The following is a 24,008-nucleotide window of genomic DNA, read 5'->3' as shown; positions in this document are numbered from 1 at the left end:
TGCGCAGTCGGTCAGGCAGCCCTGGGCAGGTCGGGAACGCGCTCCATCACCTCGAACGCATCGTGACGAACGAAGTTGTGCTTCATCGCGTCCTTGAGCATTGGCTCGGTGATCGTACCGTTATCGACACATTCCTTGAGCAGACCGAAGAAGAAATTTTCCTGATTGCGGTCGGGATGCGACTTGTAGGTACCGAGCAGGCCGTAGGGACCGAACAGCTTGCGACGGGCAAACATGATCCAGGCAAGCGGCGAATAGGGATTGTTCTCCGCCGGGACGAAATCCACCGGCAGACCGGATTTCCACGGCTGGGTCTTGCGGCGCGTGTTATGGATCATCTTGGTCTGCGGGCTGAGCTTGTCGAAATCGTTCCATTCCGCCTCCAGCTGACCGATCGTTTCCGCCGGCTGGTAGCCCAGGTTCATCCATGTCTTGTATTCGCGCTCGCGCCGGAACAGGGCATCGAAATCCTCGCTGACCTTCCAGTTCGCGAGTTGCGCGCAATCCATCAGCATCACCGAGGAAGCGGGATGGCCCGCCCTGTAGGCGCACCAGACGGCCTTGCCCTGCATGTCGCGGTCGAACAGCTCCTTGACGTCCTGCACGGCGAAGACATCAGGATCCACGACAACGGCTTTGCCCTGGTATCCCATAAGCTCCGGCGGCATGAAGCGCAGCGGTGTGAAGGACTGCAGGTCGTCATTCAGCCAGGTACGGTTCACGCCGTCACGCAGATAGTCACGCCCCTCATACTTGCCGAAGATATCCATGTGATCCTTCAGCTCGATGAGTTCGACGTCGAAGGCATCGGGCGTCTTCGAATTGCGCCGCATCGAGTGCGCCGAAACCAGCGCTCCCATATATTGCTTGTGATTGGTATGGATGAATACCTTCGGCTTCATGATCATGTTTCCTTCAGGCTTTCATGCTCGCTGTCAGGCGCCGACCGCTTCGTTCCGATCGGCATTCTCGTTCCGGCCATAACGGAACCCCGGGAGGAGGTCACGGTCGATCATCGCCTCGATGGTCTCGATCTGGCCATCTTCGAAATAATCGCGATAACCTCCGACCTTGGCCCGCCGAACCTTGTAGGAATTCGGGTTGTCCCGGTCCTTGGCCTTCATGCGGCTACCCGCGGCCCAGAATACCCTCTTTTCCTCGAGTTTGCGCATATTTTCCACGCTGGCGAATTCGACACAATCGGCAAGTTCCTCAGCTGTGGGATCGGCGCCCACGAAACGGAGCACCCGACCGAGCTCACCGGCCGTATCGGAGCGGAGGTCCTCATAGCGGACGATCAGCACATCGCCGATCGAGTCGATCTCGCGAGCCCAGTCATTGAGAAAGCGGATCACCTTGGGCATGCCCGCGCCGTCATGCATGACGAAATCGTAAACGGACATATCCGCACCATGATCCGGATAATCGTTGAGCCCCTTCTTGGCCTCGCGCATGCGATATTTCCACTGGAAGAACTGCGAAACAGCAGTGTCGCGCGGATCACGCACCAAAAGCACCACCTTCTTGCCGTAGAAATCGCGCTTGTCGTCAACGTTGCCCGTGTAATCCTTGAGGTAGTTATCGTGGGTGAAGAACAGGCGCGGAATATGGCTGTCCTTGCGGGTCAGGTTGTCGAAGCCGATGAAGGCAGCATCGGAGAGATGGTAGCGTTGCTGATAGAAGCGCGACATCAGCATGCGCAACCACGTGCGACCACTCTTGCCAAACGAGACGATCACCGCATCGGCAAGGTCGAGCTTCCGCTTTTCCTCCTTGCCTCGCAGACGACGTTCAAGCTTGCGCTTGTCCTCGGGTGACAGAAAGAACGCCAATCGGATGGTCAGTTCACGACTGATTTTTTTCCATAGCACATGCCACATGCAATCTCGTCCACGAGCGCTTCACGGGGTAGGGTTCGGCCATATACACAGGCATCGCCGTTTTCGCAATGCAGGCTCATGACAATGCGTGCTGCAACGCAACATAAAGCACGCAGCGTGACATAATGGTGACCGTCGAATGTCCGGTCATCCGGCCTGGCCCGCGCAAGCCGCTCCAACCAGTGCGCATACGGCAGCGGCTGCTCCATCGACTTCATCGGCGACTGACGTCGATGGTTCGCGGAATGGCTCGCCCAGGCGCACGGCAAGGCCACTTCGGTACAACCGTTCGTGAAAACCTGTCAGGTCGCGACCATATCCGGCAAGACCGCTACGGCGCAGCAGGTCGCCGAGAACCGTGCCCGGCGCCAGCAGGCGCGCAAGCCATCGCTGCGGGTGAATGCGCAGCTTGTTGTCAAGTGGTAGTGGATAGATCGCCAGCGGCTTGCCCAGACCGGCGACCTCGACCTGCATCGAAACGCTGTCACCGGTCACGACAAAGCGGTCCGCCAGGCCAAGGAGGGCATGATAGGGATTATCCTCCGAAGGATCTTCCCCGAAACGATAGATTCGCGATCGTTCCGGGAGATCGCGGGCGAGCGCATGGGTGACGGCCTGGCCGGTGCGGCGGCTGGTCGTGAGATAGAGGGAGCCACCATCGCGGTCGACCACATCCCTGAGCCTGCCGGCGAGTTCCCCGCCGGCGGCGGCATCGAAACGGAACGGGCGCGTCTGACCGCCAACCAGGACAGCGGTGAGCGGTCTCGGCATGTCAGCCAGCCTGTGCCGCCAGACATTGACAGCTTGCGCGACCTTTTCTCGATCTGCGCGCATGAGCGGCAAGTGCAGGCGATAGACGTTGGCTGCCGGAGGCATGTCGTATTGAGGCGGAGCCACGACGAGATCGAATTGCTCCAGCCAGCGTTTCGGCCGGCCCACCAGGACGATGCGGGTCGATGGCGAGCGCTCCTTGATCCACAGGGCGACCATGCTCGGACGCCTGCCGATGGTAATCAGGACATCGGGCCATGGCGGCTCGATCGGGTCGCATGCATGCCGGTCGAGATGGTCGAGCGACGGTACGAATTGCGGCTTGCCGATCTGGAAATCGGGCTTCATGCGGATATTGCGGATTTCGCTTTTCCAGGGAAGCGCGTCGGCAAGTGCCCGCACCTGGGCATTGTCGCCGAGTTTTTCGGCAAGCAGAAGCCACACGCGCGGCTCACGGTCGACCGGAAGATGATTGGCCTGGGTCATGCCGGCTCTATAGCGCGGCTGATCCTTCGACGGCCAGTGAGTATCCCGCCAGTGTCGCCAATGACTATGGGTGACCGTTGCCGAAAGACTGCAATCCATGCAGGTGGATGGTCAGGATGGCAATATGAGCGGACATGCGGGAATGCCTTCGTCCGTTGACGGGCCTCAGGCGGGGCTGGTCGACAGTCTTGCCTGGACTTCACGTTCGTTGGCATCGATCCAGTCGGGAACGGTATCCGCTGCCATTGGCCGGGCAAAGTAGAACCCCTGCAACTGGTCGCAGCCCAGGCCCGAGAGCCAGTCGGCCGTCACCCTGTTCTCGACCCCTTCGGCAACGACGCGCAGACCGAGCCCGTGCGCCAGCTTGACCACCGAGCGCACGACCACAGCAGAGCCCCGGTCGCTGGCCATTTCGTCGATGAACCCGCGATCAATTTTCAGTTCGTCGATGGGCAGACGCTGCAACATCGGCAAGGAGGAATAACCGGTACCGAAATCATCCAGCGACAGGGAGATGCCCTGTTCATGAATCCCGCGCATGACCTCCAGCGTACCATCAGGATCGTTCATGATCGCCGATTCGGGAACTTCCAGCAACAGCCTGTCCGCGCGCCCGTGCCAATTGGCGAGAAGGAGCTTCAGAATCCTGGGAAAAGTCTTGTCCTGCAACCATTTGCCCGAAAGGTTGACAGCCAGGGACAAATCCAGATCCGCATGACGCCACTGCCGCTGCGCTTCAAGGCATGTGTTGAGCACGGCGAGCGTCAACGGCATGATCAAGCCGGTCTGCTCTGCAAGCGGGATGAACTCGGAAGGTTGCAATATCCCGCGTTGGGGATGTTCCCAGCGAACCAGCGCTTCCATGCCCGCAACCCTCCAGTCGCCGCCCATGACCTTGGGCTGATAGAGGACAGTCAGGTCGCCATTGTCGATGGCCGCCTTCAACTGGCGCTGCAAGTGGGTCTTCTGGGTGTCCTGATAGTCCTGCTCCGTATCGAAGACGCAATAGCCTAGTCGACCGCGCTTGGCCTTGTACATCGCAGCATCGGCATTATTGATCAACGTCTCGAGATCGCTGCCATGTTGCGGGTAAACGGCCACGCCGATACTCACGCCCAGATCAAGCGACATTCCCTCAATGCTGAAGGGATCGAGAATCTCCTCGACCAGACGTTCGGCCACCGAGCGGGCCGTGGCGACATCGGTTGCAGGTGGCAGGAGAACGGCGAATTCATCGCCGCCGAGACGTGAAAGGGTATCGGTCTTGCGCAATGGCCCCGACAGTCTCGGCCCGACGGCCTGAAGCAGCAGGTCTCCCACATGATGCCCCAGATTGTCGTTCACCTGCTTGAACTTGTCGAGATCGAGCAACAGAATGGCCATGGGCTTCTTCTGCCGCTCCGCCATCGCCAGTGCCTGGTTGATGCGGTCATGCAGGAGAACGCGGTTGGGCAGTCCGGTAAGCGCATCGTGCAGGGCGAGACGCTCAAGCCGCGCCGTTCTGGCAGCCCGCTCGCTTATGTCTGTGACGCGTAGCGCACCCCGCCAGGCATCGCCCTGCCCTTGCCCGTGAAGCGTAAACTCGACGCTGACCGCTTCACTCGATTCTCGACGCAATTCCGTTTCGACGCGAAGCGGGGAACAGGCTGAGAGGTCCGCATATTGCTCGTCCTTGAGCAAAGGCAGGTAGCGGCTGGCAGAACGCCCGCCACCGTCGTGACCGATCAGCGTCATCGCGGCGGCATTGCTCGAGCGGATTCGGCCTGACCGATCGACGACGAGAATCGCATCGTCGAGCATGTCATGTGAAAAGCCGGTGACGGAGGAATTGCTCCCGACTGTTCCAGTGCTCCCGGCAACAGTCGACGAACGGACCAGACCGACAATTGGCGGCAATGCTGCGATCAATGCCACTTCGGGAAAACCGGCCAGGATGGCGGGCAGGAGCGAAAATGCCGTTGCCCCGATGACAATCGCCGTGCCCTTCACGGTCAAAATGCGTGACAGGGTCAATTGGGCAATGGCCGGACCAGCGAGACTGATGACGATGCCTAAAAGCCAACCAATTGCCATTGGTGACAAAATGAGAAAATCGAAGAAAGGTAAACTTAGCGCGGAACGGAGCGGCTGCGGGACAATGCCCAGTGCAGCGGCACCCGCAAACAGCAAAGCCACCAACCAGATCAAACTCGTGATGATCACATCTTTTCGAGGCACCGGCGCTCAGCAATCCGTTTGTTCATTGACCGGTGCATCAAGGGAAAGTCACCGGCTTTCGATGTTCAAACTAAGCGTTTCAAGTTAACGGCCTACTAACGTCGAATTGCAAAACGCTCAAGAATGTCCCGGTTGATGTTGAAACCCGCGCGAAAGGAAGGGCGGCGTTTTCCCCGGGCCATGGGCTGGGGACGTTCAGACCGGAAGGAAGCAACTGAGCAGAATGCAGCCTCATCCCCATGGTCAGCAAAAAGAAAACAGGGATCACCGGTCACTACCGTCCGGTTGTAAATCCTTTGTTAAACATGTTCTGGCACAGTAACGCCTGCTCCTCAATTTCGCCGCTCACCGCTGTGGACAGGAAAATATGACCGATTGCATCGATATCAGTTTCGAGGTTCTGGCCCTCGAACAAGAACAGTGGCAAGTGAAGTTGGTTACCGAAACTCAGGAAGATGCCCTCTCGGCATCCGTCAACCTGGCGCGCAGCAGGTCAGTCCGCGGCATCCGCGTCGTCAAGGAAATCTACGACCACTCGACCGGGCTGTCGCATGGCCGGACAATCTACGAGCAGCTCAAGGACAAGGAAACCAAGACCAATCGCGTACGAATGGCGTCCTCGGGTTGACCGGAGCAGGACGGGAATGGGCTGGATCTTGCGTATATTGTCAACAATTGCTGATAGTCTTCAGGAAGTTAACCATTTCGACATGCACTTCGACATGAACAATGGCCCGGCTTGCGGGACCGAAACGGATCGAAGCCGTACCGCCAGTCCCGGTTCCCCGCTCCAGCCTCGTTTCCTGCCCGTCTTCCTTCCCATCGCCAGTGTGTCATGACATCAGCCAGCAGCCCGGATCGCGGGATCGTCGCCGAGACGGCGTGGTTCGCCTCGCATGAACTTCGAACCCCGCTCAATGCCATCCGTTCGGCCTCCGAACTCATCATTGACGGGTCCTGCGGTCCTGTCCCCGAGACCATCCGCGATGTTGTCCAGCTCATCGCCGATGCGTCGCGGGAACTCGACGGTCATTTCGACGCGCTCGACCGCCTCGCCCGGATCAATGGCACGCCGCAGGCCCGGCAGGCCATTGCTCCACGGGACCTGCTTGCGCCGTGGTTGTCGGACGATCATCCCCTGCTGGCCGTGACATCGCCGGTGCTGGTCGACGTGGCGGCCTTCCACCGGGCTCTGGACGACTTCATCGACGATCAGCGGGAAAAAAAACCGGGAGAATTTTCCATTCTCGGTGACACTCCTGACGACCTGATCATCGATTGCCAGGGCATGATGCCGGATGTGGAAAACGGCCACGGATCGATACGCCTCGAAGTCCTGCGCCAGACGCTGGAACGTTCAGGTGTCCAGCTTCGGCATATGAAACCCACGGGAACTACTCTTTGGTTCAAGAAAGTCTCATCTCAGGCGTAAAATCACCTGTCAATTGTTGCAGCAGATGCCAATCGCCGGATTTTACTTGATTTTCAATCCAAACCCGGTAGCAGTGAGAGGGTGACGGAACACGAAATCTCCCGAACACGAGCCGATATGCAGATCATTCGTAGTCATGGGGTATCGGGAACTCGCAGCGGGTCGCTGGTGAGGATATAGGTTCACGCCCCGATTTGACGCCCGGCAAGATCGTATCTCCGGTCTGTTGTGCATCTGGCTGTGATTGTTGTCCGTCGCGTTACATCAAGGATCGAAAGTGAACGCGAAAAATCGCTCCATGTTCCCGTACCGACGCGGTTCCGGGAAACATCGAAACAAGATGCCTGCCGCACCGAGGCGAGGTGGTGGTCAGCGGCGTCCGGCGGGTTCGGCTGCGGAACTGCTGTCGCAACTCCAGCCGACGACGAAAGCCCTGGCCCAGATGCTCGCAGGCAACACCAAGGCATCGGGCCAGCTGGTGCATGCGCGCAACATTCTCGACCAGGCGCAGCGCATGATCGACGAGCGCCAGATCGACCGGATGCAACCGGCCATGCGCGAGGAGTTTCTCGAACAGGTTGCCCGACTGCGCCTCACCGTTTCGGACGCGGATGACCTTGAGGAAGAGGCCGTCGCCGCGGACCTGGCAACCATCGAGGCGGTCGAGGATGAGGATAGCCGCCCGCAATCGCCTCCTCCCATATCGATGGACCGGCTGCGCGAACTCGCTCTCAGCCTCGCGGAACCGGCAACGCCGGCAACACCGCCGGAGACGGCTTCGGCACGGGAGCGGCTTGAAGCCCTGCACGATGACGACGAGCCGGAAGGACCCGACGATCACTGGGGTCGTGCGCGCGCGTCGTCACGTTCGTCTTCCCCGTCGGAGGATGTGGTCGAGGAGACAAAACCGGTGGTCGAACGGACAGGCAAGACACGCGAAAAGCTGCGATTGAAGACCGTGACCTACCTGCCCGGCGATTGACCGGGTCGAAGCAGGATCGCCCCATCGGGCAAAAACGGTACCGGCCGCAACGGACACGCATTTCCACAGGAAGCACGGTATGGCGGCCCTTCCGGAGTTCGCAGCCATTCCAGCAGGCCGCATTGGACTTCAGGATCGGCATCGGCCATGAAGCCTCCTCGTTGATCATTGCACGATGGCAATCGTCACATGGCAATCATGGTCGACATGGTGACGAATGCATCGACCGATGATCGTCACCTTTGCAATCAAGGACCGTTCCACTGCTCGGGAGGATGTCATGAGCAACGGCAAATACGGATTCGAAACACTGGCCATTCACGCCGGAGCGTCGCCGGATCCCACGACGGGTGCCCGGGCGGTACCGATCTACCAGACCACCTCCTACGTTTTCGACGACGTCGATCACGCCGCTTCACTGTTCAACCTTCAGCAATTCGGCAATATCTACACACGCCTGACCAACCCGACGGTGTCGGCGCTTGAGGAGCGGGTCGCGGCCCTAGAAGGCGGAACCGCCGCATGTGCCACCGCATCCGGTCATTCCGCCCAGTTTCTCACCTTCCTCAACCTGATGAGCCCGGGCGACAACATCGTCTCGTCGTCCAAGCTCTATGGCGGCTCGATCAGCCAGATGAACCAGACGTTCCCGCAGTTCGGCTGGAAGGTCGCTTATGTCGATCCGCGCGAGCCCGAGAATTTCCGGGCGGCGATCGACGACAGGACGAAGGCCCTCTTCATCGAGAGCGCCTCCAATCCGGACGGCATCGTCCCCGACATCGAGGCGATCGCCAGGATCGCGCATGCGGCCGGCATCCCCCTGGTCGTCGACAACACCTGCCCGACCCCGTATTTCTGCCGGCCGTTCGAATGGGGGGCGGATGTCGTCGTCCATTCGCTGACCAAGTATATCGGCGGGCAGGGCAACTCGATCGGCGGGATGATCGTCGAGGGTGGCAAGTTCGACTGGGCCGCTTCTGGCAAGTTCCCGCTCCTGACCGAGCCGTGCGCCGCCTATCACGGCCTGCGGTTCTACGAGAACTTCGGCGCCTTCGCGATGACCGTGCGCAACAAGGCGATCGGACTGCGCGACATGGGCCCGTGCCTGTCGCCGATGAACGCGTTTTTGATCCTGCAGGGGGTCGAGACGCTGCCGCTCAGGATGGAGCGGCATGTCGCCAATGCCGACAAGGTGGCGGCCTGGCTCGCCGATCACCCGCAGGTCACCTGGGTCTCCTATGCGCGGCTGCCGCAGAACCGCACGCCCCTGGTCGACAAGTATTGCCCCAACGGGCTGGGTGCCCTCTTCACCTTCGGCGTCAAGGGCGGCTACGACATGGGGGTCAAGGTGGTGAACAACTGCCAGATGATCAGCCACGTCGCCAATATCGGCGACACGCGGTCGCTGATCATCCATCCCTCCTCGACGACCCACCGTCAGCTCACCCCCGAGCAGCAGGCCGCGGCCGGTGCCGGGCCCGATGTCATCCGGCTCTCGGTCGGCATCGAGACGGTCGACGACATCATCGCCGACCTCGACCAGGCCTTGTCTTCCGCCAACTGACGACAGACATCACCGCATCGACACGACAGCCGGGGTGGGCGCCTTGCGCCTACCCCGAAACCTTTTCGAGCAAGTCGGCCATCGATTGCTCCGGACGCGCACCATATTGCGCGATCACCCGAGATGCCGCATGCGATCCCAGACGGCCACAGACATCGAGATCATGCCCCCTGCACAGGGCGTGCAGGAAGCCGGCGGCATAAAGATCACCTGCCCCGGTGGTATCGAGGACGCGCGCGGGACGGACCGGATCGATCACATGGACCTCATCGCCGCGCACGATCACCGATCCACGGGGCCCGCGCGTGAGAACCGCCAGTTCGACATCCTCCCTCACTCGGACCACGGCCTCATCGAAATCGGTGATCTGATACAGACTGAGAATTTCGCTCTCGTTGGCAAAGAGAATGTCGACCTCGTTCGACACCAGTTCGCGGAATTCGTTGCGCCAGCGATCGACGCAGAACGCATCGGACAGCGTCAGCGACAGGCGGGTGCCCGCCTCATGGCAGATATCGGCGGCCCTGCGGCAGGCGGCCTTCGCATCCGGGCGATCCCACAGATAACCTTCGAGATAGGTGACCGACGACGATCGCACGAGCTCGGGATCGACATCGCCTGGCCCCAGTTCGACGCAGGCGCCCAGATAGGTCTGCATGGTCCGCTGGGCATCGTCCGTGACAAAGACGAGGCAGCGCGCGGTAGCGGGACCATCAGCGCTCGGCCTGCTCTGGAAGGTGACGCCGGCGGCACGGATGTCATGGGCGAATACCTGCCCGAGCTGATCGTCGCGGACCCGGCCGATATAGGCTGCATGGCCACCCAGTGCCGCCACCGCCGCCACGGTGTTGCCGCAGGAGCCGCCCGAAACCTCGCGTCCGGCCGGCATGCGCCCGTACAGCTCTTCCGAGCGCCGTTCATCGACCAGCGTCATGGCACCCTTTTCAAGGCCGAGTTCAACGATCAGGCTGTCGGGTACGTTGGCAATGACATCGACGATGGCGTTGCCGATGCCCAGCACGTCGAAACGCCGATCACAGGCGGCATGTTCTGCCATGGGATATTTTTCTCCGGATATTGATAAAGGTGGCCCAGATCTCGACATGAGCCCCTATCGGAAGCCCATCGAGGACACAAGGACCCAACCGTCGGATGTCGCCACAGAACGTACACGAGCCCGCACGACCATGATCGATGACATCGTCAAGGCCGTCGAACAACTCGCCGATCGCCGCAGTCGCGGGCAAGTGCTCACGGCAATCGGTGCGGCACTGACCGTACTGATCGTTCTGGTGGTCGTCCTGTGGCAGGTCCTGCAGGTCTTCACAGCAACAGGATATGGCTGGCTTGACGGCTTCATCCAGGGTGCAGGCATCCTGGCGGCGAGTTTCATCGCATGGATCGCCTTTCCCTTCGCCGTTTCGACAACGCTGGGCTTTTTCGCCGACGACCTGTGTGATGCCGTCGAGGCGAAGCACTATCCCTCCCTGCCGCCGGCCCGGCATCAGCCGTTGAGTGAAACGCTGGTGGAAAGCCTCGGGTTTGCAGGTCTCGCCATCCTGCTGAACATCGCGGTCCTGCCCCTCTACCTGATGCCGGGACCGAACATCGTCATCTATCTCGCGTTGAACGGATGGTTGCTCGGAAGGGAATATTTCGATGTGGTCGCGATGCGTCGCGCGGCACCTGGCGAGGTCGCAAAATTACGCTCGAGGCTGCGCGCCGGAATATGGATCTCAGGAGTCGTTATCGCCTTCTCGTTGACAATCCCCATTGTCAATCTGGTCGCGCCATTACTGGGTGTGGCGTTTATGACGCATCGTTATCACCGACTCTTGACACCACCTGAAATCAACCAATAGTTGCTTTCAATCGGCCATCACTTTCACTAACATGCTCTCTAGCGTTATGGTTTGACTTGCTTGGCCCCTTGGGTCTAATTCTTTTTTCATCTTTGCCGGGTTATGCTCTCCCAATGCGAGAGCGCTCTGCGGCAGCTCTGCCCACCAGTCGTTCAACGGGAACAAACAATGTTTCGCAGGAAAGACAACGATCCGGTCAGCCCGACTGACGGAAATCAGGACGCCGCGTTCGCTCGTCCCCAGACCCAACCCGATCTGCCACGTCGGCAACCCGAGATTCCAGTGAACCCCAGCGCCAGCGCACCAACTGCCAATCCGACAGCCACAGCTTCCACTGCTCAGTCCCAGCGCACGGCGCCCGTGACCGACGCCCAGGGCAAGCGCCTGATCGTTGGCCAGGGCATCAGCCTTTCCGGTGAGATCACGGCTTGCGACCGCCTCGTCGTCGAAGGCAGCGTGCAGGTAACCCTGAACGAGACCCGCGCGATCGAAATCGCCGAGTCCGGCCGCTTTACCGAAGGCAAGGCCGAAGTCGAGGAAGCCGAGATCAGCGGCATCTACGAGGGTGAGCTGACGGTACGAAACCGCCTGTTCATCCGCAGCACAGGTCAGGTCAAGGGCACGGTTCGTTATGGCGAGCTCGAGATCGAGCGTGGCGGCAGGCTGCAGGGCAGCGTGTCGATGCTCGACCGGGGCGGCGACTGATTACTGTTTCTCCAGAGGAGTTCCAGTTCCGTGGCAAGTTGGCGAGTGCAATCGAAACTACAACCGGAGCGTTGGCTTCGTGTTTGCTCGGTCGCCATGCTCGGCACGCTGACGGGGTGTGCCGAACAGAAGGTGGATCTTTCCACCTATCTTGCACCCGGTGATACGGGCTGGGACTCCGCGTGGAACTCTTCCGCGCCTCCGGTTCTTGAAGAAAACATCCAGTTGATCGGCATGGATGCCAGCAACGTTGTCGCCCTGTTCGGCAAGCCAAGCCTGCAACAGCGTGAAAGTGAAGCGCAATATTGGCGCTACAGCTTTGGTGACTGCGTGGTTGACATCTACGTCTTCAAGGATGACCACGACAAGCGTGACGAGGTCGTCCATTACGATGTTCGCGACCACATGCGCGCACCACGTGGTATCCGTGGTGGCCAGGCCAACAGTTGCGCGTCGTTGGAAAAGCATCTTGTCCGCGCGCCGGATTTCACCGGAGACAAGCGACAACGACGGATCGAGACTCACTGACAGGTCCCGTTGGGCAGACTGCTGACGAAGGGAGACCGTTCGCTCGTTGAGCGGAGTGCCCCGCGCCTGCCTGTTCAGCTCGTTGTCTTTCCCAAACCGTCAAGAAAGTGCAGTTTGGCCGATCCCGGACGAAGTGGAGCAGGCTGGCTTTCGTGGGGCACCCAGCCGGTCATGAATACCAGCTCAATGGTGACCTTCGCCCTTCCACGATCATCGCACAATTCAGTTGAATAGATGCGCATGAAGTGTTCGAGCACCGAACGGACCACCGGTCGATGCACCGTCTCCATGAGACAACTGGTTTCCGACAGCGCCCTCAATTCGGCAACCAGTGCCAATGGGTGGGCATATGTCAGTTCGATACGATCGATATCCGCTACCGGCAGCGCGAGGCCGGCTCGCTGCAGCAACGCTCCGGCATCACGTACATCGACGAATGGCATCACCCGTGGCGCAGCTCCTCCACCTTGGGCAATCTCCGCCTGCAACATGGCATAGCGCAGCTGCCACAAGGTCTCGCCTCCGGGAAATACCGAAAGCAGCAGCCCATCCGGCTGCAATATCCGTGTCAACTGCGCCAGCGACCCCGGCAGGTCATCGACGGCGTGATGCTCCATGACACATAGCACGAGATCGAAGGCCGACGCTGCGAACGGCACATGTGTCACTCCCGCGCACAGTTTCGCAATGGAACCTTGGCCATCCCAAAGGGTGTTTCCCTCCTGCATGTGAAACAATGCCGCATCGGGGTAAAGACGCCGCAGACCGTCGAACAGGCTGCTTGCCGACGATCCGGCGACAAGAATACGTTCAAAGCGCCGCTTCACACCTTCCAGCCGCCCCAGCAGCCGGTCACCGATATCATCAAGGACTTCCCTGCGCAGGGAGGACTGTCCTCTGGCAGATGAAGCCCGGAGACGACGAAGACGGCGGTCGAACAGAAGAGGCGGCGTGCTCATACGTCCCAGATGACCGCTCGGTTCGCAGATGGCAAGCCGTTCGTTCCTCAGGTCAGCGGCGGCGGGCCAAGAAAGGCAAATTGCGCCGCCGCCTGGTGCTCGACCATTGGCCGCCCGCCGACCACGCGCGCCCCGCGGGCCGCTGATGCTGCCATGAGTTCGGTATCGCGCACGGCGATGATATCGAACAGGCGACTGTCGGGCCCGAAGCTCGAAGGATCCATCGGCAGGGGATCCTCGGCATGAAGGCCAAGCGAGGTGCACTGAACGACGAGGTCCTGCCCTTGCGCCGAGGCTTCGCCAACCCGGACATCGAACCCCGGGAATGCCCGGGCGATATCGTCCCGCAGGTCATGTGCGGCCTGTGCGCTGCGATTCCACAAGGTCAATGACCGGGCACCGGCATCGGGCATGGCAAAGGCTATGGCCCGCCCCGCACCCCCGCAACCCAGAACCAGAACGGACCGGCCGCGCGGATCCATGTCATGCGCCCTGGCACCTTCGACGAGACCGAGCCCATCGAACATATCGCCGGTGAGCGTGCCATCCGGCTCGATGCGCACCGTATTGGCCGTACCCGTCAGTGCCGCCGCCCGCTCCAGCCGCTGACACAGGCGGGCCATCGCGGGCTTGTGCGGGATGGTGACGATGAAGCCCCTCAGATTGCGCAGGCGGACGAGATCGGGAACAAAGCTCCCGATATCCGCGGGGAGAACGTGGAATGGCACGACGAACCCGTCGAGCCCGGCCGCCTCCATCATTGGATTGAGGAATTCCGGTGCCCGGACATGGGCGATCGGATCGCCCAGAATGCCATAGATATGCGTGTGTCCCGTCGGATAGCGCATGCTGCCTGTTTCTCCCATCATGGTTATCGTCAAGAGTCGGCAGAAGATCGCCGGAACAGGAAAAGATCAATGACGGCACGCAACTTCACACGTTCAGGATGTGCCGACGACTGCCGTCAAGGCATGACGGGTTCAAGACGACATGACGAATGAAGGCTGTTAGCGGGTGGCAAGATCGCCTCCCGATCAAATCGACCCGGGCGGCGAGTCGCCTCGCCGCCCGTTCCCTCCCCCAAGTCTATTGGCAATGCACAGGAACCGACGCCCAAGGAGCCATGATCCCCTGCCCGGGCATCTCGACCAACCCACTCCAGCCGAGAAGCCTCTTTGCCAACAAGGGGAATTTTGCAGACGCGAAACGTTAACGCAACGTTCACTTTCATCTATTCCACATCGCGGACAAAGCGCAACATCGTAGCCGAAACGGATCCCGCCACCTATGATCCCGCAACCGGTCCCGGTGGGCCACCGAACAACAATCGAGAACAAGAGCCTCGTCTTGACGACCGAGAACAATCGCCGAACCTCCGGGCCAGTCAGGGCCACCCTCGCCGATGTCGCACGCGCGGCAGGCGTTTCGATCAACACCGCGTCGCGGGCCTTCCGCGCACCGCAGACCGTTCGCCCGCAACTTCGCCAGGAAATCGAGGCAGCAGCCAACGCACTGTATTACCTGCCCAATCGCCTTGCCGGCGGACTGGCCGGAGCGCGCACCGACATCGTCGGTGTCATCATCCCCTCGCTATTCTATTCCGAGTTCGCCGAGACGCTGGAAGCCATGCAGACCACCCTTGAGGCGGCCGGTCTCGTCGTCATGCTCGGCAACAGCAGTTTCGACCCCGAGGAGGAACTGAGACTGGCCAGGGCGATGCTGAGCTGGCGACCCGCCGGGATCGGCCTCGTCGGCGTCGACCACCATCCCGAAGTCAAGCAACTCATCAAAAGGGAACAGTTGCCACTGGTTGAATTCTGGGATGTCTGCGAAGAGTGTCAGGACTGTGCCGTGGGCATGGACCATCGGGCCATCGGTGTCCAGCAGGCCGACCACCTCATTGACCAGGGCTGCCGCCGCATTGCCTATATCGGCTGCATTCGTTCCGGCGATCACCGTTCGCAAAAGCGTCTCGATGGCTGTTCCGCTTCGGTGCGCGAGCGTCTGGGGACGGAAATCCACCGCGCGATCGCCGCCGATGCCGCGTCACCTGCGGCGGGGAACTGTCTGGCCGGCGCCCTGCTCAGACAGCATGGGGATGTGGACGGCATCATCTGCAATGGCGACGTCGTCGCCTATGGAGTCCTCCATGCCTTGCGCGAAGCGGGCCGTGCCGTCCCCCGGCAGGTCAAGGTCATCGGTTTCGGCGACCGCAGTCCGTCCGAATATGTCCTGCCGTCGCTGTCCTCAATTCGCCCTCCACGCACCGATATCGGCATAGAGGCCGCCAGGATGCTGTTGCAGCGGATCGACACGGGTCAATCCGCCATCCGGACCTTCGAGACAAAACTGGTCGCCCGACAGAGCACGGCACAAACGGACGGTGTTTCCTGATGGGATCATATCATCGGGTGACTCAACGTCGCTTGATCAGGCCACCCAGAACACCGCGGACCAGGGTTCGGCCGAGCTGGCTGCCAACGCTGCGGGCAACCGACTTGGCCATGGCTTCGGCAACACCCTGTCGCCGACCGCCACCACCCATGAGGATCTGCGAGAAGAACCCGCCGGCACTACCTTCCGATGCCGGTGCAGCAGCAGCCCGATCCTTGCGCACCCGCGATGACGATGTCCCTTCGGCATTTCCACCGATGCGCCGGGCGGAGTGGAACTCTTCATCGACCTGATGCCGACGGGCCAGTGCCGCCTCGAATTGTGCCGCCGCAGCCTCCTCGGCATGCCCTTCAGTGCGCGCAGCCAGCGTCTCATAGGCCGACTCCCGATCAACGGCCTCATCATAGACGCCACGCACCGGACTGTAATCCATGGTCTGACGACGCTCTTCAGGCGTGATCGGCCCCATCCGTGACCGCGGTGGCCGGATTTTCGTGCGCTCGACCATCGACGGAATTCCACCCGGCATCAGGGTCGACACCAACGCCTCACCGACTGCCAACTGGGTAATGACATCTTCCGTCGAATAGGCAGGATTCGGTCGGAACGTCTCGGCAGCCACGCGCACCGCCTTCTGGTCGCGCGGGGTGAAGGCGCGCAGCGCATGCTGCACCCGATTGCCCAGCTGGCTCAGAATGTCGGGCGGGATATCGATGGGATTCTGGGTGACGAAATAGACACCCACTCCCTTGGAACGAATGAGGCGGACCACCTGTTCAACCTTGTTGATCAAGGCTTTGGGAGCATCGTCGAACAGCAGATGGGCTTCATCGAAGAAGAATACCAGTTTGGGTTTTTCGGGGTCTCCCACCTCCGGCAGTTGTTCGAACAGCTCCGACAGCAGCCACAACAGGAAGGTTGCGTATAATTGCGGGTTCTGCATGAGCCTGTCCGCGGCCAGCACATTGACGATGCCACGCCCGGAAAGATCCTGCCGCATCAGATCGTTCAGATCGAGCGCCGGCTCGCCGAAGAAATGTTCTGCCCCCTGCTGTTCGAGAACGAGCAGGCGCCGGAGGATGGCTCCGATCGAGGATTTGCTGACATTGCCATAGCTGGTGGTCAGGGCATTGGCGTTTTCGGCGATCAGGTTGAGCACCGCGCGCAGATCCTTGAGGTCGAGGATCAGCAACCCCTCATCGTCGGCCACCTGGAAGGCGATGTTGAGTACACCTTCCTGGGTGTCGTTCAGCTCCATGAGTCGCGCCAGCAGCAAAGGTCCCATTTCGGAGATCGTCGTGCGAACGGGATGGCCCTGTTCACCGAACAGGTCCCAGAAAACCACCGGAGAGGGCTCCGCACGGTAATCCGTGTCTCCCACCTCGACAGCGCGCCGGGTGAGCGAATCCCTGGCCTCGCCCGGCCGCGACAGCCCCGACAGATCACCCTTCACATCAGCGCAGAAGACAGGCACGCCCGCGCGGCTGAAGCCTTCCGCCAGGATCTGCAATGTCACGGTCTTGCCCGTACCGGTGGCACCGGCAACAAGGCCGTGCCGATTGGCCAGCCTGAGTGTGAGACTCTGCGGTGTCTCACCTTGACCGATCAATAGCGATGTTGCCTGGTCCACGCGCCCGATCCCGCTTTTCCTTCGCTGGTGAGCCAGTCATAATGGCAAACACCGCTTGTGAAAACGCTTCGATCCAGTCAGATGCACAGGGGAGCCGCTCCGCATCGGGAAACCTGATGTTGCCGATGATGGGAAATCGAGCATCTGCACCATGACGAGGAGACGCCCGGCCATGCCTGCCCCCACGCTCAATCCACAAATGGCGATCATCCTCGATCGGATGAAAGCAGCCGAACTTCCGTCCTACGCGACCATGTCGGCACCCGATGCCCGTGCGGAACAGGAAAGACGCAATGCCTACTGGAACGAGAATCCGCTGGAAATTGCACGTGTCGAGGAATTCACCGTACCGGGACCGTTCGGCGCACGAAGAATGCGCCTCTACGACAATGCCCCCTCGACTGCAACGAGACCCGCGCTTCTCTACCTGCATGGCGGCGGCTGGGTGATCGGCTCCATCGACAGTCACGACGTCATCGCACGTGAACTGGCGCGCCGTTCGGACTGCATCGTTGCAGCCTATGACTACAGCCTCGCCCCGGAGCATCCCTTTCCGCAGCCCCTTGAAGACTGCATCGCCGGTTTCGACTGGCTGATCGAAAACGGACGAAAGCTGGGAATTGACGCCGACCGGATCGCCGTGGGCGGCGATTCGGCCGGCGGCGGCCTGACCCTCGGCCTGGCCATGCACCAGCGTGACACCGGCGGCGTGAAGCCATCCTCACTGGTCCTGATCTACCCCACGGCCAGTGCGAGACTCGACCGGGAGAGCTTTTCGCGCTTCGGTGGCGGAGAATATGTCCTGTCGATGGAGCTGATGCACTGGTTCTGGAACCACCATGCTCCGGATCCGGCACAAAGGGCCGATACGCGCATCGAACTGGTGGATGCCGTCCTGAACGGATTACCGCCGATCTACATGGCCATAGCTGAATTCGACCCGCTGCGCGACGAGGGCGACCTGCTGCTCGACCGGCTCAAGGAAACCGACACACCTGTCGAATACCATATCTGGCGTGGTGTCACCCATGCCTGCCTGCCGATGATTCGCGATCTTGACCCGTGCGACACGTTCTTCCAGCAGATCGCGGATTTCCTCAGGCGCTGTCATTCACGACGCTGACAGGGTCCAACTTTGGGAAACAAGCCGATCAGGGACCCTTGCGCCTGCGGCCTGCACCCCGCCTGCGGTTTTGTGCCTCGCGGCGCTTTTCCTCACGTGTGCTGGATGGCCGCCAGGGCTTGAGGTCACCCTTGGTCGCGACCGGCTTGCCCATCAACTCGCCATCTTCCAGCCGCTTGATCTCGTCGCGCAGCCGAGCGGCTTCCTCGAACTCGAGATTGGCCGCGGCATCGCGCATCTTCTTTTCAAGTTCGCCAATATGCGCCTGCAGGTCGAGGCCAGTGAGCTGGACCGCATCCGGCCCGATATCCACGGTGACGTAATCACCATCACTTGTCGACTGTATGATGTCGTTGATCGTCTTGCGGATACTCTGCGGCGTGATCCCGTGTTCCTCGTTATAGGCCAGTTGCTTGGCACGACGCCGCTCGGTCTCGTCGATGGCGGCCTTGAGCGATCCGGTCATGGTATCGGCATACAGGATGCAACGTCCGTCGACATTGCGCGCGGCCCGGCCGATGGTCTGCACCAGTGATCGCTCCGAGCGCAGATACCCCTCCTTGTCGGCATCGAGGATCGCCACCAGTCCACATTCGGGGATATCCAATCCTTCGCGCAGAAGATTGATGCCAACCAGGACGTCGAACTTCCCCAGCCGGAGATCGCGGATGATCTCGATACGTTCCAGCGTGTCGATATCCGAATGCATGTAGCGCACCCGCACACCTTGCTCATGCAGGTATTCCGACAGGTCCTCGGCCATGCGCTTGGTCAGCGTGGTCACCAGCGTGCGCAATCCGCGCTCGCGCATGTCGCGACACTCGGCCAGCAGATCGTCGACCTGATGCTCGACCGGCCGAACGATCACCGCCGGATCCACGAGACCGGTGGGGCGGATGACCTGCTCGGCGAACACGCCGCCGGTACGCTCCAGTTCCCAATCGCCCGGCGTTGCCGAAACGTAGATGGTCTGCGGCCGCATCGCGTCCCATTCCTCGAACTTGAGCGGACGGTTGTCGCGGCATGACGGCAGACGGAAGCCGAACTCGGCCAGCGTGTTCTTGCGGGCAAAGTCGCCCTTGTACATGCCGCCCACCTGCGGCACCGCCACATGGCTCTCATCGACAAACAACAGCGCATTCTCGGGGATATATTCGAACAGGGTCGGTGGCGGCTCGCCGGGATTGCGACCCGTGAGAAAGCGCGAGTAGTTCTCGATGCCGGGACAGCTACCCGTTGTCAGCATCATCTCCAGGTCGGCGGTCGTCCGCTGTTCGATCCGCTCGGCTTCGAGAAGTTTGCCCTCCGCCTGAAAATCCGCGAGGGTGGTCTTCAGTTCGGCCTTGATGCCCTCGATCGCCTGCTGAAGCGTCGGTTTCGGCGTCACATAGTGGCTGTTGGGGTAGAGCTTGATACGTTCCAGCCGCTCGACCTTCTTGCCGGTCAGGGGATCGATGGCGTGGATGTCCTCAATATCATCGCCGAACAGGGAAAGTCTCCAGGCCGTGTCATCAAGATGGGCCGGGAAAATCTCCAGCGTGTCGCCTTTCGAGCGGAAGGTTCCACGGGAAAAATCCAGTTCATTGCGCTTGTATTGCAGTTCCACCAGCGCCCGCAGCAAGCGCTGGCGCTCGATCTTCTGCCCCTTGCGCAGGGTCATCGTCATCGATGCGTAGACTTCCGGCGATCCGATACCGTAGATGCATGACACCGATGCCACGATGACGACATCATCACGTTCGAACAAGGCACGGGTCGCCGAATGCCTCATCCGGTCGATCTGTTCATTCACCGAGGAAGTCTTCTCGATATAGGTATCCGACCGCGGTACATAGGCTTCGGGCTGGTAATAGTCGTAGTAGCTGACAAAATACTCGACCGCATTGTGCGGAAAGAAGCTTTTGAACTCGCCATAGAGCTGGGCGGCGAGGATCTTGTTGGGGGCGAGAATGATCGCCGGTCTCTGCATCTGCGCGATGACATGGGCCATGGTGAAGGTCTTGCCCGACCCGGTCACACCGAGCAGCACCTGATCGTTCTCGCCGTCCCGCAACCCTTCGATCAGCGCCGCAATGGCCGCCGGCTGGTCTCCCGACGGGCTGAACCCCGAGACCAGCTGGAAGGGCTGCCCGCCTTCCGGACGCTGGATCAGGTCCGGTGCATGGGCCACCGCGCGAAGCATGTCGAGTGCCGTGGTATTATCCTGCTGCATGGACGGAAAATGGCTTTTCCGACCGGCAGGCGCAAGAGCTTCCGGCCGCCCCCTTCCGACAAACGGACACATCGCATCCCCCGGTCTTCCATCAGGCGGGATGGCAAGCCGCATGCGGCTTGCCTCGCCGGTGGCATGATCGTACCGTCGCTGCGTCATGCCACTTTGATCTTGCTGGATACGGGGAGAGAACATGCGCAAGAACAGACTTCGCCAGTTGTGGGCCGAAGGCAAGGGGACGGTCAACGCCTGGTGCTCCACACCAAGCAGTTTCACTGCCGAGATCATGGCCCATCAGGGATGGGATTCGGTTACCGTCGACTGCCAGCACGGCCTCATCGACTATCAGGTCGCAGTGACCATGCTGCAGGCCATCTCGACCACCGAGACCGTGCCGCTGGTGCGCGTTCCGTGGCGCGAGCCGGGCATTCTCATGAAGATGCTCGATGCCGGCGCCTACGGGGTCATCTGCCCCATGGTCAATACCGTCGAGGAAGCCCGAGAACTGGTCGAGCACTGCTCCTACCCGCCGTTGGGCCAGCGCAGCTTCGGCCCGATCCGGGCAACGATCTATGGCGGTGCCGACTATGCCAAGCACGCCAATGACGAGGTACTCGTGATCGCCATGATCGAGACCAAGAAGGCGCTCGACAATGTCGACGAGATCATGGCCGTCAAGGGGCTGGACGGGCTCTATATCGGCCCCGCCGACCTTGCCAACTCGCTGGGCGTGGCGCCGGGTTTCGATCCCACCGACAAGGGCGTGCTCAAGGCGATTGCCGACATCCTCGCCGCCGCCAAGAAACACGGCAAGTTCGCCGGCATTCATTGCGGCTTCCCGGCTTTCGGCCGCCGCATGGTCGACGATGGTTTCAACTTCGTCACGTTGATGAACGACACGCGTATCATGACGCTCAAGGCGCAGGAATTCCTCGAGGAATTCCGTTCCGCACCCGCCGGCGGTCCCCAGAGCTCGACCTACTGAAACGGGGGATGCCACGCACGTGAAGAAAGTCCTGGTCGTCGGCAAGGTGTGTGAGGAAGCACTTGACCTCCTGCGCGCCCGCGCCGACATCGAGATCGCACAGGCGCCCGATGGACCGTCGGAGAGCTTTGCCGACAAGGTTCCGGGCATTTCCGCGATCCTGTTGCGCACCTCGATGTTCGGCCGGGAGCTGATCGCCAGCGCACCCGACCTCGAAGTCGTATCGCGCCATGGCGTCGGCTATGACAATGTCGATGTCGAGGCTCTGAACGAGCGTGGCATCCCTCTTGCCGTGTCGGCCACCGCCAACAACATCTCGGTGGCCGAACACGCCCTCTTCATGATGCTGGAGCTAGCCAAGGCGGGCCGCCCCCACGATGCGGCCATTCGCGCCAACAACTGGTCCATCCGCCTCCAGACCCGCGCCATCGAACTCAGCGGATCCACACTCCTGCTGGTGGGATTCGGCCGCATCGGCAAGGCGGTGGCACCACGGGCACTCGCACTGGGCATGACGGTTCTCGTCCGCGATCCGTACGTGAACGATGCCATCATCCGCGCCGCCGGCTGCGTCCCCGCGGAGGACCTCGAATCCGGGTTGCGGCAGGCCGACATCGTCAGCCTGCACCTGCCGCTCGATGCCGGTACCCGCAACATGATCGACGAGGCGGCCCTTGTTTCGATGAAGCCCGGCGCGATGCTGATCAATACCGCCCGTGGCGGCCTCGTCGACGAGCACGCCCTGGCGCGCGCCCTGCGGGCCGGGACGATCCGCTCAGCCGCCCTCGACGTGCTGCTGGAGGAACCCCCGCCAGCAGACCACCCCCTCCTCGACATCGACAACGTCCTGCTGTCGCCGCACAGTGCGGGCGTCACGCAGCAATCCATGCTGCGCATGGGAACCGAAGCCGCGCAGAACATCCTCGACATTCTCGATGGCAGGCGCGACCCCGGCGTCATCGTCAATTACGAACGGATCGGCTGAGGCGGTCAGACGGCCTCGTTGCGTTCGGCGCGCGGCGTCTTGCCGAACATCTGCCGGTAGCAGGTCGAGAAATGCGAGGCGGAGACGAAGCCACAGGCGCAGGCGATGCTCATGATCGGCAGGTCGGTCTGGTAGAGCAGGTGCCGGGCGCGTTCCAGCCGCAGTTCGAGATAGTATTGTGCCGGTGTCCTTCCCAGATGCCGGCGGAACAACCGTTCGAGCTGGCGGCGCGACAGGCCCACATATTTGGCCAGCAGTTCCTGGCTCAGCGGCTCCTCGATATTGGCCTCCATCAGTTCGATGGCCATGATGAGCTTGGGGTGATGCACCCCCAGCCGCATGCGGATCGGCATGCGCTGACGATCCTGCGGTCCACGGATGCGGTCGAGCAGGCACTGCTCGGAGACCTTGGTCGCCAGTTCCTCGCCATGCGACGTGCCGATCCGGTTGAGCATCAGATCGAGTGGTGCGGTGCCGCCCGAACAGGTGAAACGGTTTCGGTCGACCTCGAAGAGATCGGCGGCGACATCGAGGTCGGGGAACGCCTCGACAAAGCCCGGCAGATTCTCCCAATGGATGGTGCAGCGGTGATCCGATATCAGCCCGGCGCGCGCCAGGATGTGAGCGCCCGTGCACAGGGCTCCGATCATCGCGCCGTGGCGATCGACCCGTCGCAGCCATGCCATGACGTCCTTGTCGCAATAACGTTCCGCCCCCACGCCGCTGCACACGATCACCGTCGGCATGCCTTGTCCGACCTTGAACTCGAGTTGCTCCATGGCAAGGTCGACCTGGACGGCGGCACCATTGCTCGCACGCACGGGCTCGCCATCGCGCGATATCAGCAGCCAGCGATAGAGCGATCTGCCCGATACGCGGTTGGCGATGCGCAAGGGCTCGATCGCAGACGAGAAGGCGATCATCGAGAAATCGGGAACAAGCAGAAAGGCCATGACTTCGCTTTCATGCGAAGCTCCCCTGTCTGCCAACACCATGTTCGAACTTGATGCGTCCATGGTCCCCGAGGCCCGCTGCTGACTCGATCCTCACATCGTGATTGATTCAGACCTAGCACGGATTTCAGTGCAGACCTACAGAATGAGGGTACGCAAAAGCCGTTGGCAATGCTTGACGTCGTCGTGCCTTTACGTCACAAAGCGCCCGTCTCGTGGCGGGCGTAGCTCAGTTGGTTAGAGCGCCAGGTTGTGGCCCTGGAGGTCGCGCGTTCAAGTCGCGTCGCTCGCCCCACTTTTCCCATCGACCGGATATGTTCGAACGAGCCGGACCATGATA

At 61.1% G+C, this 24,008-nt stretch carries 21 protein-coding genes and 1 tRNA gene; 12 read left to right on the top strand and 10 right to left on the bottom strand.

The genetic code is table 11. The features are described from left to right. Positions 1 to 11: 11 nt before the first annotated feature. The 4 genes from H6851_12870 to H6851_12855 form a co-directional block, all read right to left on the bottom strand. Positions 12 to 902, bottom strand: a complete 891-nt coding sequence (locus H6851_12870) for a hypothetical protein (GenBank protein MCB9944497.1) — start codon at positions 900 to 902, stop codon at positions 12 to 14. 33 nt (positions 903 to 935) lie between these two features. Further along, the gene (locus tag H6851_12865) at positions 936 to 1,880 is read right to left on the bottom strand and encodes a sulfotransferase domain-containing protein (GenBank protein ID MCB9944496.1); all 945 of its coding nucleotides are present in this window, start codon (positions 1,878 to 1,880) and stop codon (positions 936 to 938) included. 147 nt (positions 1,881 to 2,027) lie between these two features. Beyond that, positions 2,028 to 3,137 carry a mitochondrial fission ELM1 family protein gene (locus tag H6851_12860; protein ID MCB9944495.1) on the bottom strand — a complete coding sequence of 370 codons (1,110 nt, stop codon included), beginning with the start codon at positions 3,135 to 3,137 and terminating at the stop codon, positions 2,028 to 2,030. A 165-nt stretch (positions 3,138 to 3,302) separates the two neighbouring features. Next, on the bottom strand, positions 3,303 to 5,150 hold the full coding sequence (locus tag H6851_12855; GenBank protein MCB9944494.1) for an EAL domain-containing protein: 1,848 nt from the start codon (positions 5,148 to 5,150) through the stop codon (positions 3,303 to 3,305). Between the two features lie 571 nt (positions 5,151 to 5,721). On the opposite strand from H6851_12855, the gene H6851_12850 reads away from it, so the two are divergent. From H6851_12850 to H6851_12835, 4 genes are all read left to right on the top strand, one after another. Next, positions 5,722 to 5,982, top strand: a complete 261-nt coding sequence (locus tag H6851_12850) for a hypothetical protein (GenBank protein MCB9944493.1) — start codon at positions 5,722 to 5,724, stop codon at positions 5,980 to 5,982. A gap of 207 nt (positions 5,983 to 6,189) precedes the next feature. Next, the gene (locus H6851_12845) at positions 6,190 to 6,786 is read left to right on the top strand and encodes a hypothetical protein (GenBank protein MCB9944492.1); all 597 of its coding nucleotides are present in this window, start codon (positions 6,190 to 6,192) and stop codon (positions 6,784 to 6,786) included. A 340-nt stretch (positions 6,787 to 7,126) separates the two neighbouring features. Then, a complete protein-coding gene (locus tag H6851_12840; protein ID MCB9944491.1) occupies positions 7,127 to 7,768 on the top strand; it encodes a hypothetical protein in 642 nt (213 codons plus the stop codon). Between the two features lie 280 nt (positions 7,769 to 8,048). Further along, the gene (locus tag H6851_12835; protein MCB9944490.1) at positions 8,049 to 9,332 is read left to right on the top strand and encodes an O-acetylhomoserine aminocarboxypropyltransferase; all 1,284 of its coding nucleotides are present in this window, start codon (positions 8,049 to 8,051) and stop codon (positions 9,330 to 9,332) included. A gap of 49 nt (positions 9,333 to 9,381) precedes the next feature. Here the strand turns inward: H6851_12835 and H6851_12830 are convergent, their stop codons facing one another. Then, complete coding sequence (locus H6851_12830; GenBank protein MCB9944489.1) at positions 9,382 to 10,389, bottom strand: adenosine kinase; 1,008 nt, start codon at positions 10,387 to 10,389, stop codon at positions 9,382 to 9,384. 46 nt (positions 10,390 to 10,435) lie between these two features. Here H6851_12830 and H6851_12825 point away from each other — a divergent pair, with 46 nt between their 5' ends. From H6851_12825 to H6851_12815, 3 genes are all read left to right on the top strand, one after another. After that, a complete protein-coding gene (locus tag H6851_12825; GenBank protein ID MCB9944488.1) occupies positions 10,436 to 11,194 on the top strand; it encodes an EI24 domain-containing protein in 759 nt (252 codons plus the stop codon). Between the two features lie 168 nt (positions 11,195 to 11,362). Then, a complete protein-coding gene (locus tag H6851_12820; protein MCB9944487.1) occupies positions 11,363 to 11,899 on the top strand; it encodes a polymer-forming cytoskeletal protein in 537 nt (178 codons plus the stop codon). A gap of 30 nt (positions 11,900 to 11,929) precedes the next feature. After that, positions 11,930 to 12,427 (top strand): hypothetical protein, encoded by a 498-nt coding sequence (locus tag H6851_12815; GenBank protein ID MCB9944486.1) that lies wholly within the window; start codon positions 11,930 to 11,932, stop codon positions 12,425 to 12,427. A gap of 74 nt (positions 12,428 to 12,501) precedes the next feature. On the opposite strand, the gene H6851_12810 is transcribed toward H6851_12815, so the two are convergent. Together H6851_12810 and H6851_12805 are read right to left on the bottom strand one after the other, a co-directional pair. Continuing rightward, complete coding sequence (locus tag H6851_12810) at positions 12,502 to 13,386, bottom strand: methyltransferase domain-containing protein (GenBank protein ID MCB9944485.1); 885 nt, start codon at positions 13,384 to 13,386, stop codon at positions 12,502 to 12,504. A gap of 47 nt (positions 13,387 to 13,433) precedes the next feature. Continuing rightward, positions 13,434 to 14,234 (bottom strand): shikimate dehydrogenase, encoded by an 801-nt coding sequence (locus tag H6851_12805; protein ID MCB9944484.1) that lies wholly within the window; start codon positions 14,232 to 14,234, stop codon positions 13,434 to 13,436. Positions 14,235 to 14,733: 499 nt separating this feature from the next. Between H6851_12805 and H6851_12800 the strand changes: the two genes are divergently transcribed. Further along, on the top strand, positions 14,734 to 15,780 hold the full coding sequence (locus H6851_12800) for a LacI family DNA-binding transcriptional regulator (protein MCB9944483.1): 1,047 nt from the start codon (positions 14,734 to 14,736) through the stop codon (positions 15,778 to 15,780). 22 nt (positions 15,781 to 15,802) lie between these two features. Here H6851_12800 and H6851_12795 read toward each other — a convergent pair whose 3' ends face one another. Next, the gene (locus tag H6851_12795) at positions 15,803 to 17,410 is read right to left on the bottom strand and encodes a DUF853 domain-containing protein (protein MCB9944482.1); all 1,608 of its coding nucleotides are present in this window, start codon (positions 17,408 to 17,410) and stop codon (positions 15,803 to 15,805) included. Positions 17,411 to 17,582: 172 nt separating this feature from the next. On the opposite strand from H6851_12795, the gene H6851_12790 reads away from it, so the two are divergent. Then, positions 17,583 to 18,533, top strand: a complete 951-nt coding sequence (locus tag H6851_12790; protein ID MCB9944481.1) for an alpha/beta hydrolase — start codon at positions 17,583 to 17,585, stop codon at positions 18,531 to 18,533. A gap of 28 nt (positions 18,534 to 18,561) precedes the next feature. Here H6851_12790 and uvrB read toward each other — a convergent pair whose 3' ends face one another. Beyond that, entirely contained in the window at positions 18,562 to 20,715 is a 2,154-nt protein-coding gene (uvrB, locus tag H6851_12785) for an excinuclease ABC subunit UvrB (GenBank protein ID MCB9944480.1), read from the bottom strand. A gap of 223 nt (positions 20,716 to 20,938) precedes the next feature. Here uvrB and H6851_12780 point away from each other — a divergent pair, with 223 nt between their 5' ends. Further along, entirely contained in the window at positions 20,939 to 21,730 is a 792-nt protein-coding gene (locus H6851_12780; protein ID MCB9944479.1) for a 2,4-dihydroxyhept-2-ene-1,7-dioic acid aldolase, read from the top strand. 19 nt (positions 21,731 to 21,749) lie between these two features. After that, positions 21,750 to 22,715 carry a hydroxyacid dehydrogenase gene (locus H6851_12775; protein MCB9944478.1) on the top strand — a complete coding sequence of 322 codons (966 nt, stop codon included), beginning with the start codon at positions 21,750 to 21,752 and terminating at the stop codon, positions 22,713 to 22,715. A 5-nt stretch (positions 22,716 to 22,720) separates the two neighbouring features. Here H6851_12775 and H6851_12770 read toward each other — a convergent pair whose 3' ends face one another. Then, positions 22,721 to 23,668: a GlxA family transcriptional regulator gene (locus tag H6851_12770; GenBank protein MCB9944477.1), complete on the bottom strand. Its 948-nt coding sequence runs from the start codon at positions 23,666 to 23,668 to the stop codon at positions 22,721 to 22,723. A gap of 218 nt (positions 23,669 to 23,886) precedes the next feature. On the opposite strand from H6851_12770, the gene H6851_12765 reads away from it, so the two are divergent. After that, positions 23,887 to 23,963: transfer RNA gene (locus H6851_12765), tRNA-His, on the top strand. Positions 23,964 to 24,008 lie beyond the last annotated feature (45 nt).

This window comes from Geminicoccaceae bacterium (assembly GCA_020638465.1).
Taxonomy (GTDB): Bacteria; Pseudomonadota; Alphaproteobacteria; order Geminicoccales; family Geminicoccaceae; genus JAGREO01.
Note: the sequence above shows the minus strand (reverse complement) of the source record. Positions and strands in the feature narration are given on the sequence as shown.

What these genes read in the sequence shown, in the direction of transcription:
- H6851_12870 (MCB9944497.1), bottom strand. Translation starts at nt 902, where the DNA reads ATGAAGCCGAAGGTATTCATCCATACCAATCACAAGCAATATATGGGA.
- H6851_12865 (MCB9944496.1), bottom strand. Translation starts at nt 1,880, where the DNA reads ATGTGGCATGTGCTATGGAAAAAAATCAGTCGTGAACTGACCATCCGA.
- H6851_12860 (MCB9944495.1), bottom strand. Translation starts at nt 3,137, where the DNA reads ATGACCCAGGCCAATCATCTTCCGGTCGACCGTGAGCCGCGCGTGTGG.
- H6851_12850 (MCB9944493.1), top strand. Translation starts at nt 5,722, where the DNA reads ATGACCGATTGCATCGATATCAGTTTCGAGGTTCTGGCCCTCGAACAA.
- H6851_12845 (MCB9944492.1), top strand. Translation starts at nt 6,190, where the DNA reads ATGACATCAGCCAGCAGCCCGGATCGCGGGATCGTCGCCGAGACGGCG.
- H6851_12840 (MCB9944491.1), top strand. Translation starts at nt 7,127, where the DNA reads ATGCCTGCCGCACCGAGGCGAGGTGGTGGTCAGCGGCGTCCGGCGGGT.
- H6851_12835 (MCB9944490.1), top strand. Translation starts at nt 8,049, where the DNA reads ATGAGCAACGGCAAATACGGATTCGAAACACTGGCCATTCACGCCGGA.
- H6851_12830 (MCB9944489.1), bottom strand. Translation starts at nt 10,389, where the DNA reads ATGGCAGAACATGCCGCCTGTGATCGGCGTTTCGACGTGCTGGGCATC.
- H6851_12825 (MCB9944488.1), top strand. Translation starts at nt 10,436, where the DNA reads ATGAGCCCCTATCGGAAGCCCATCGAGGACACAAGGACCCAACCGTCG.
- H6851_12820 (MCB9944487.1), top strand. Translation starts at nt 11,363, where the DNA reads ATGTTTCGCAGGAAAGACAACGATCCGGTCAGCCCGACTGACGGAAAT.
- H6851_12810 (MCB9944485.1), bottom strand. Translation starts at nt 13,386, where the DNA reads ATGAGCACGCCGCCTCTTCTGTTCGACCGCCGTCTTCGTCGTCTCCGG.
- H6851_12805 (MCB9944484.1), bottom strand. Translation starts at nt 14,234, where the DNA reads ATGCGCTATCCGACGGGACACACGCATATCTATGGCATTCTGGGCGAT.
- H6851_12790 (MCB9944481.1), top strand. Translation starts at nt 17,583, where the DNA reads ATGCCTGCCCCCACGCTCAATCCACAAATGGCGATCATCCTCGATCGG.
- uvrB (MCB9944480.1), bottom strand. Translation starts at nt 20,715, where the DNA reads ATGCTTCGCGCGGTGGCCCATGCACCGGACCTGATCCAGCGTCCGGAA.
- H6851_12780 (MCB9944479.1), top strand. Translation starts at nt 20,939, where the DNA reads ATGCGCAAGAACAGACTTCGCCAGTTGTGGGCCGAAGGCAAGGGGACG.
- H6851_12770 (MCB9944477.1), bottom strand. Translation starts at nt 23,668, where the DNA reads ATGGCCTTTCTGCTTGTTCCCGATTTCTCGATGATCGCCTTCTCGTCT.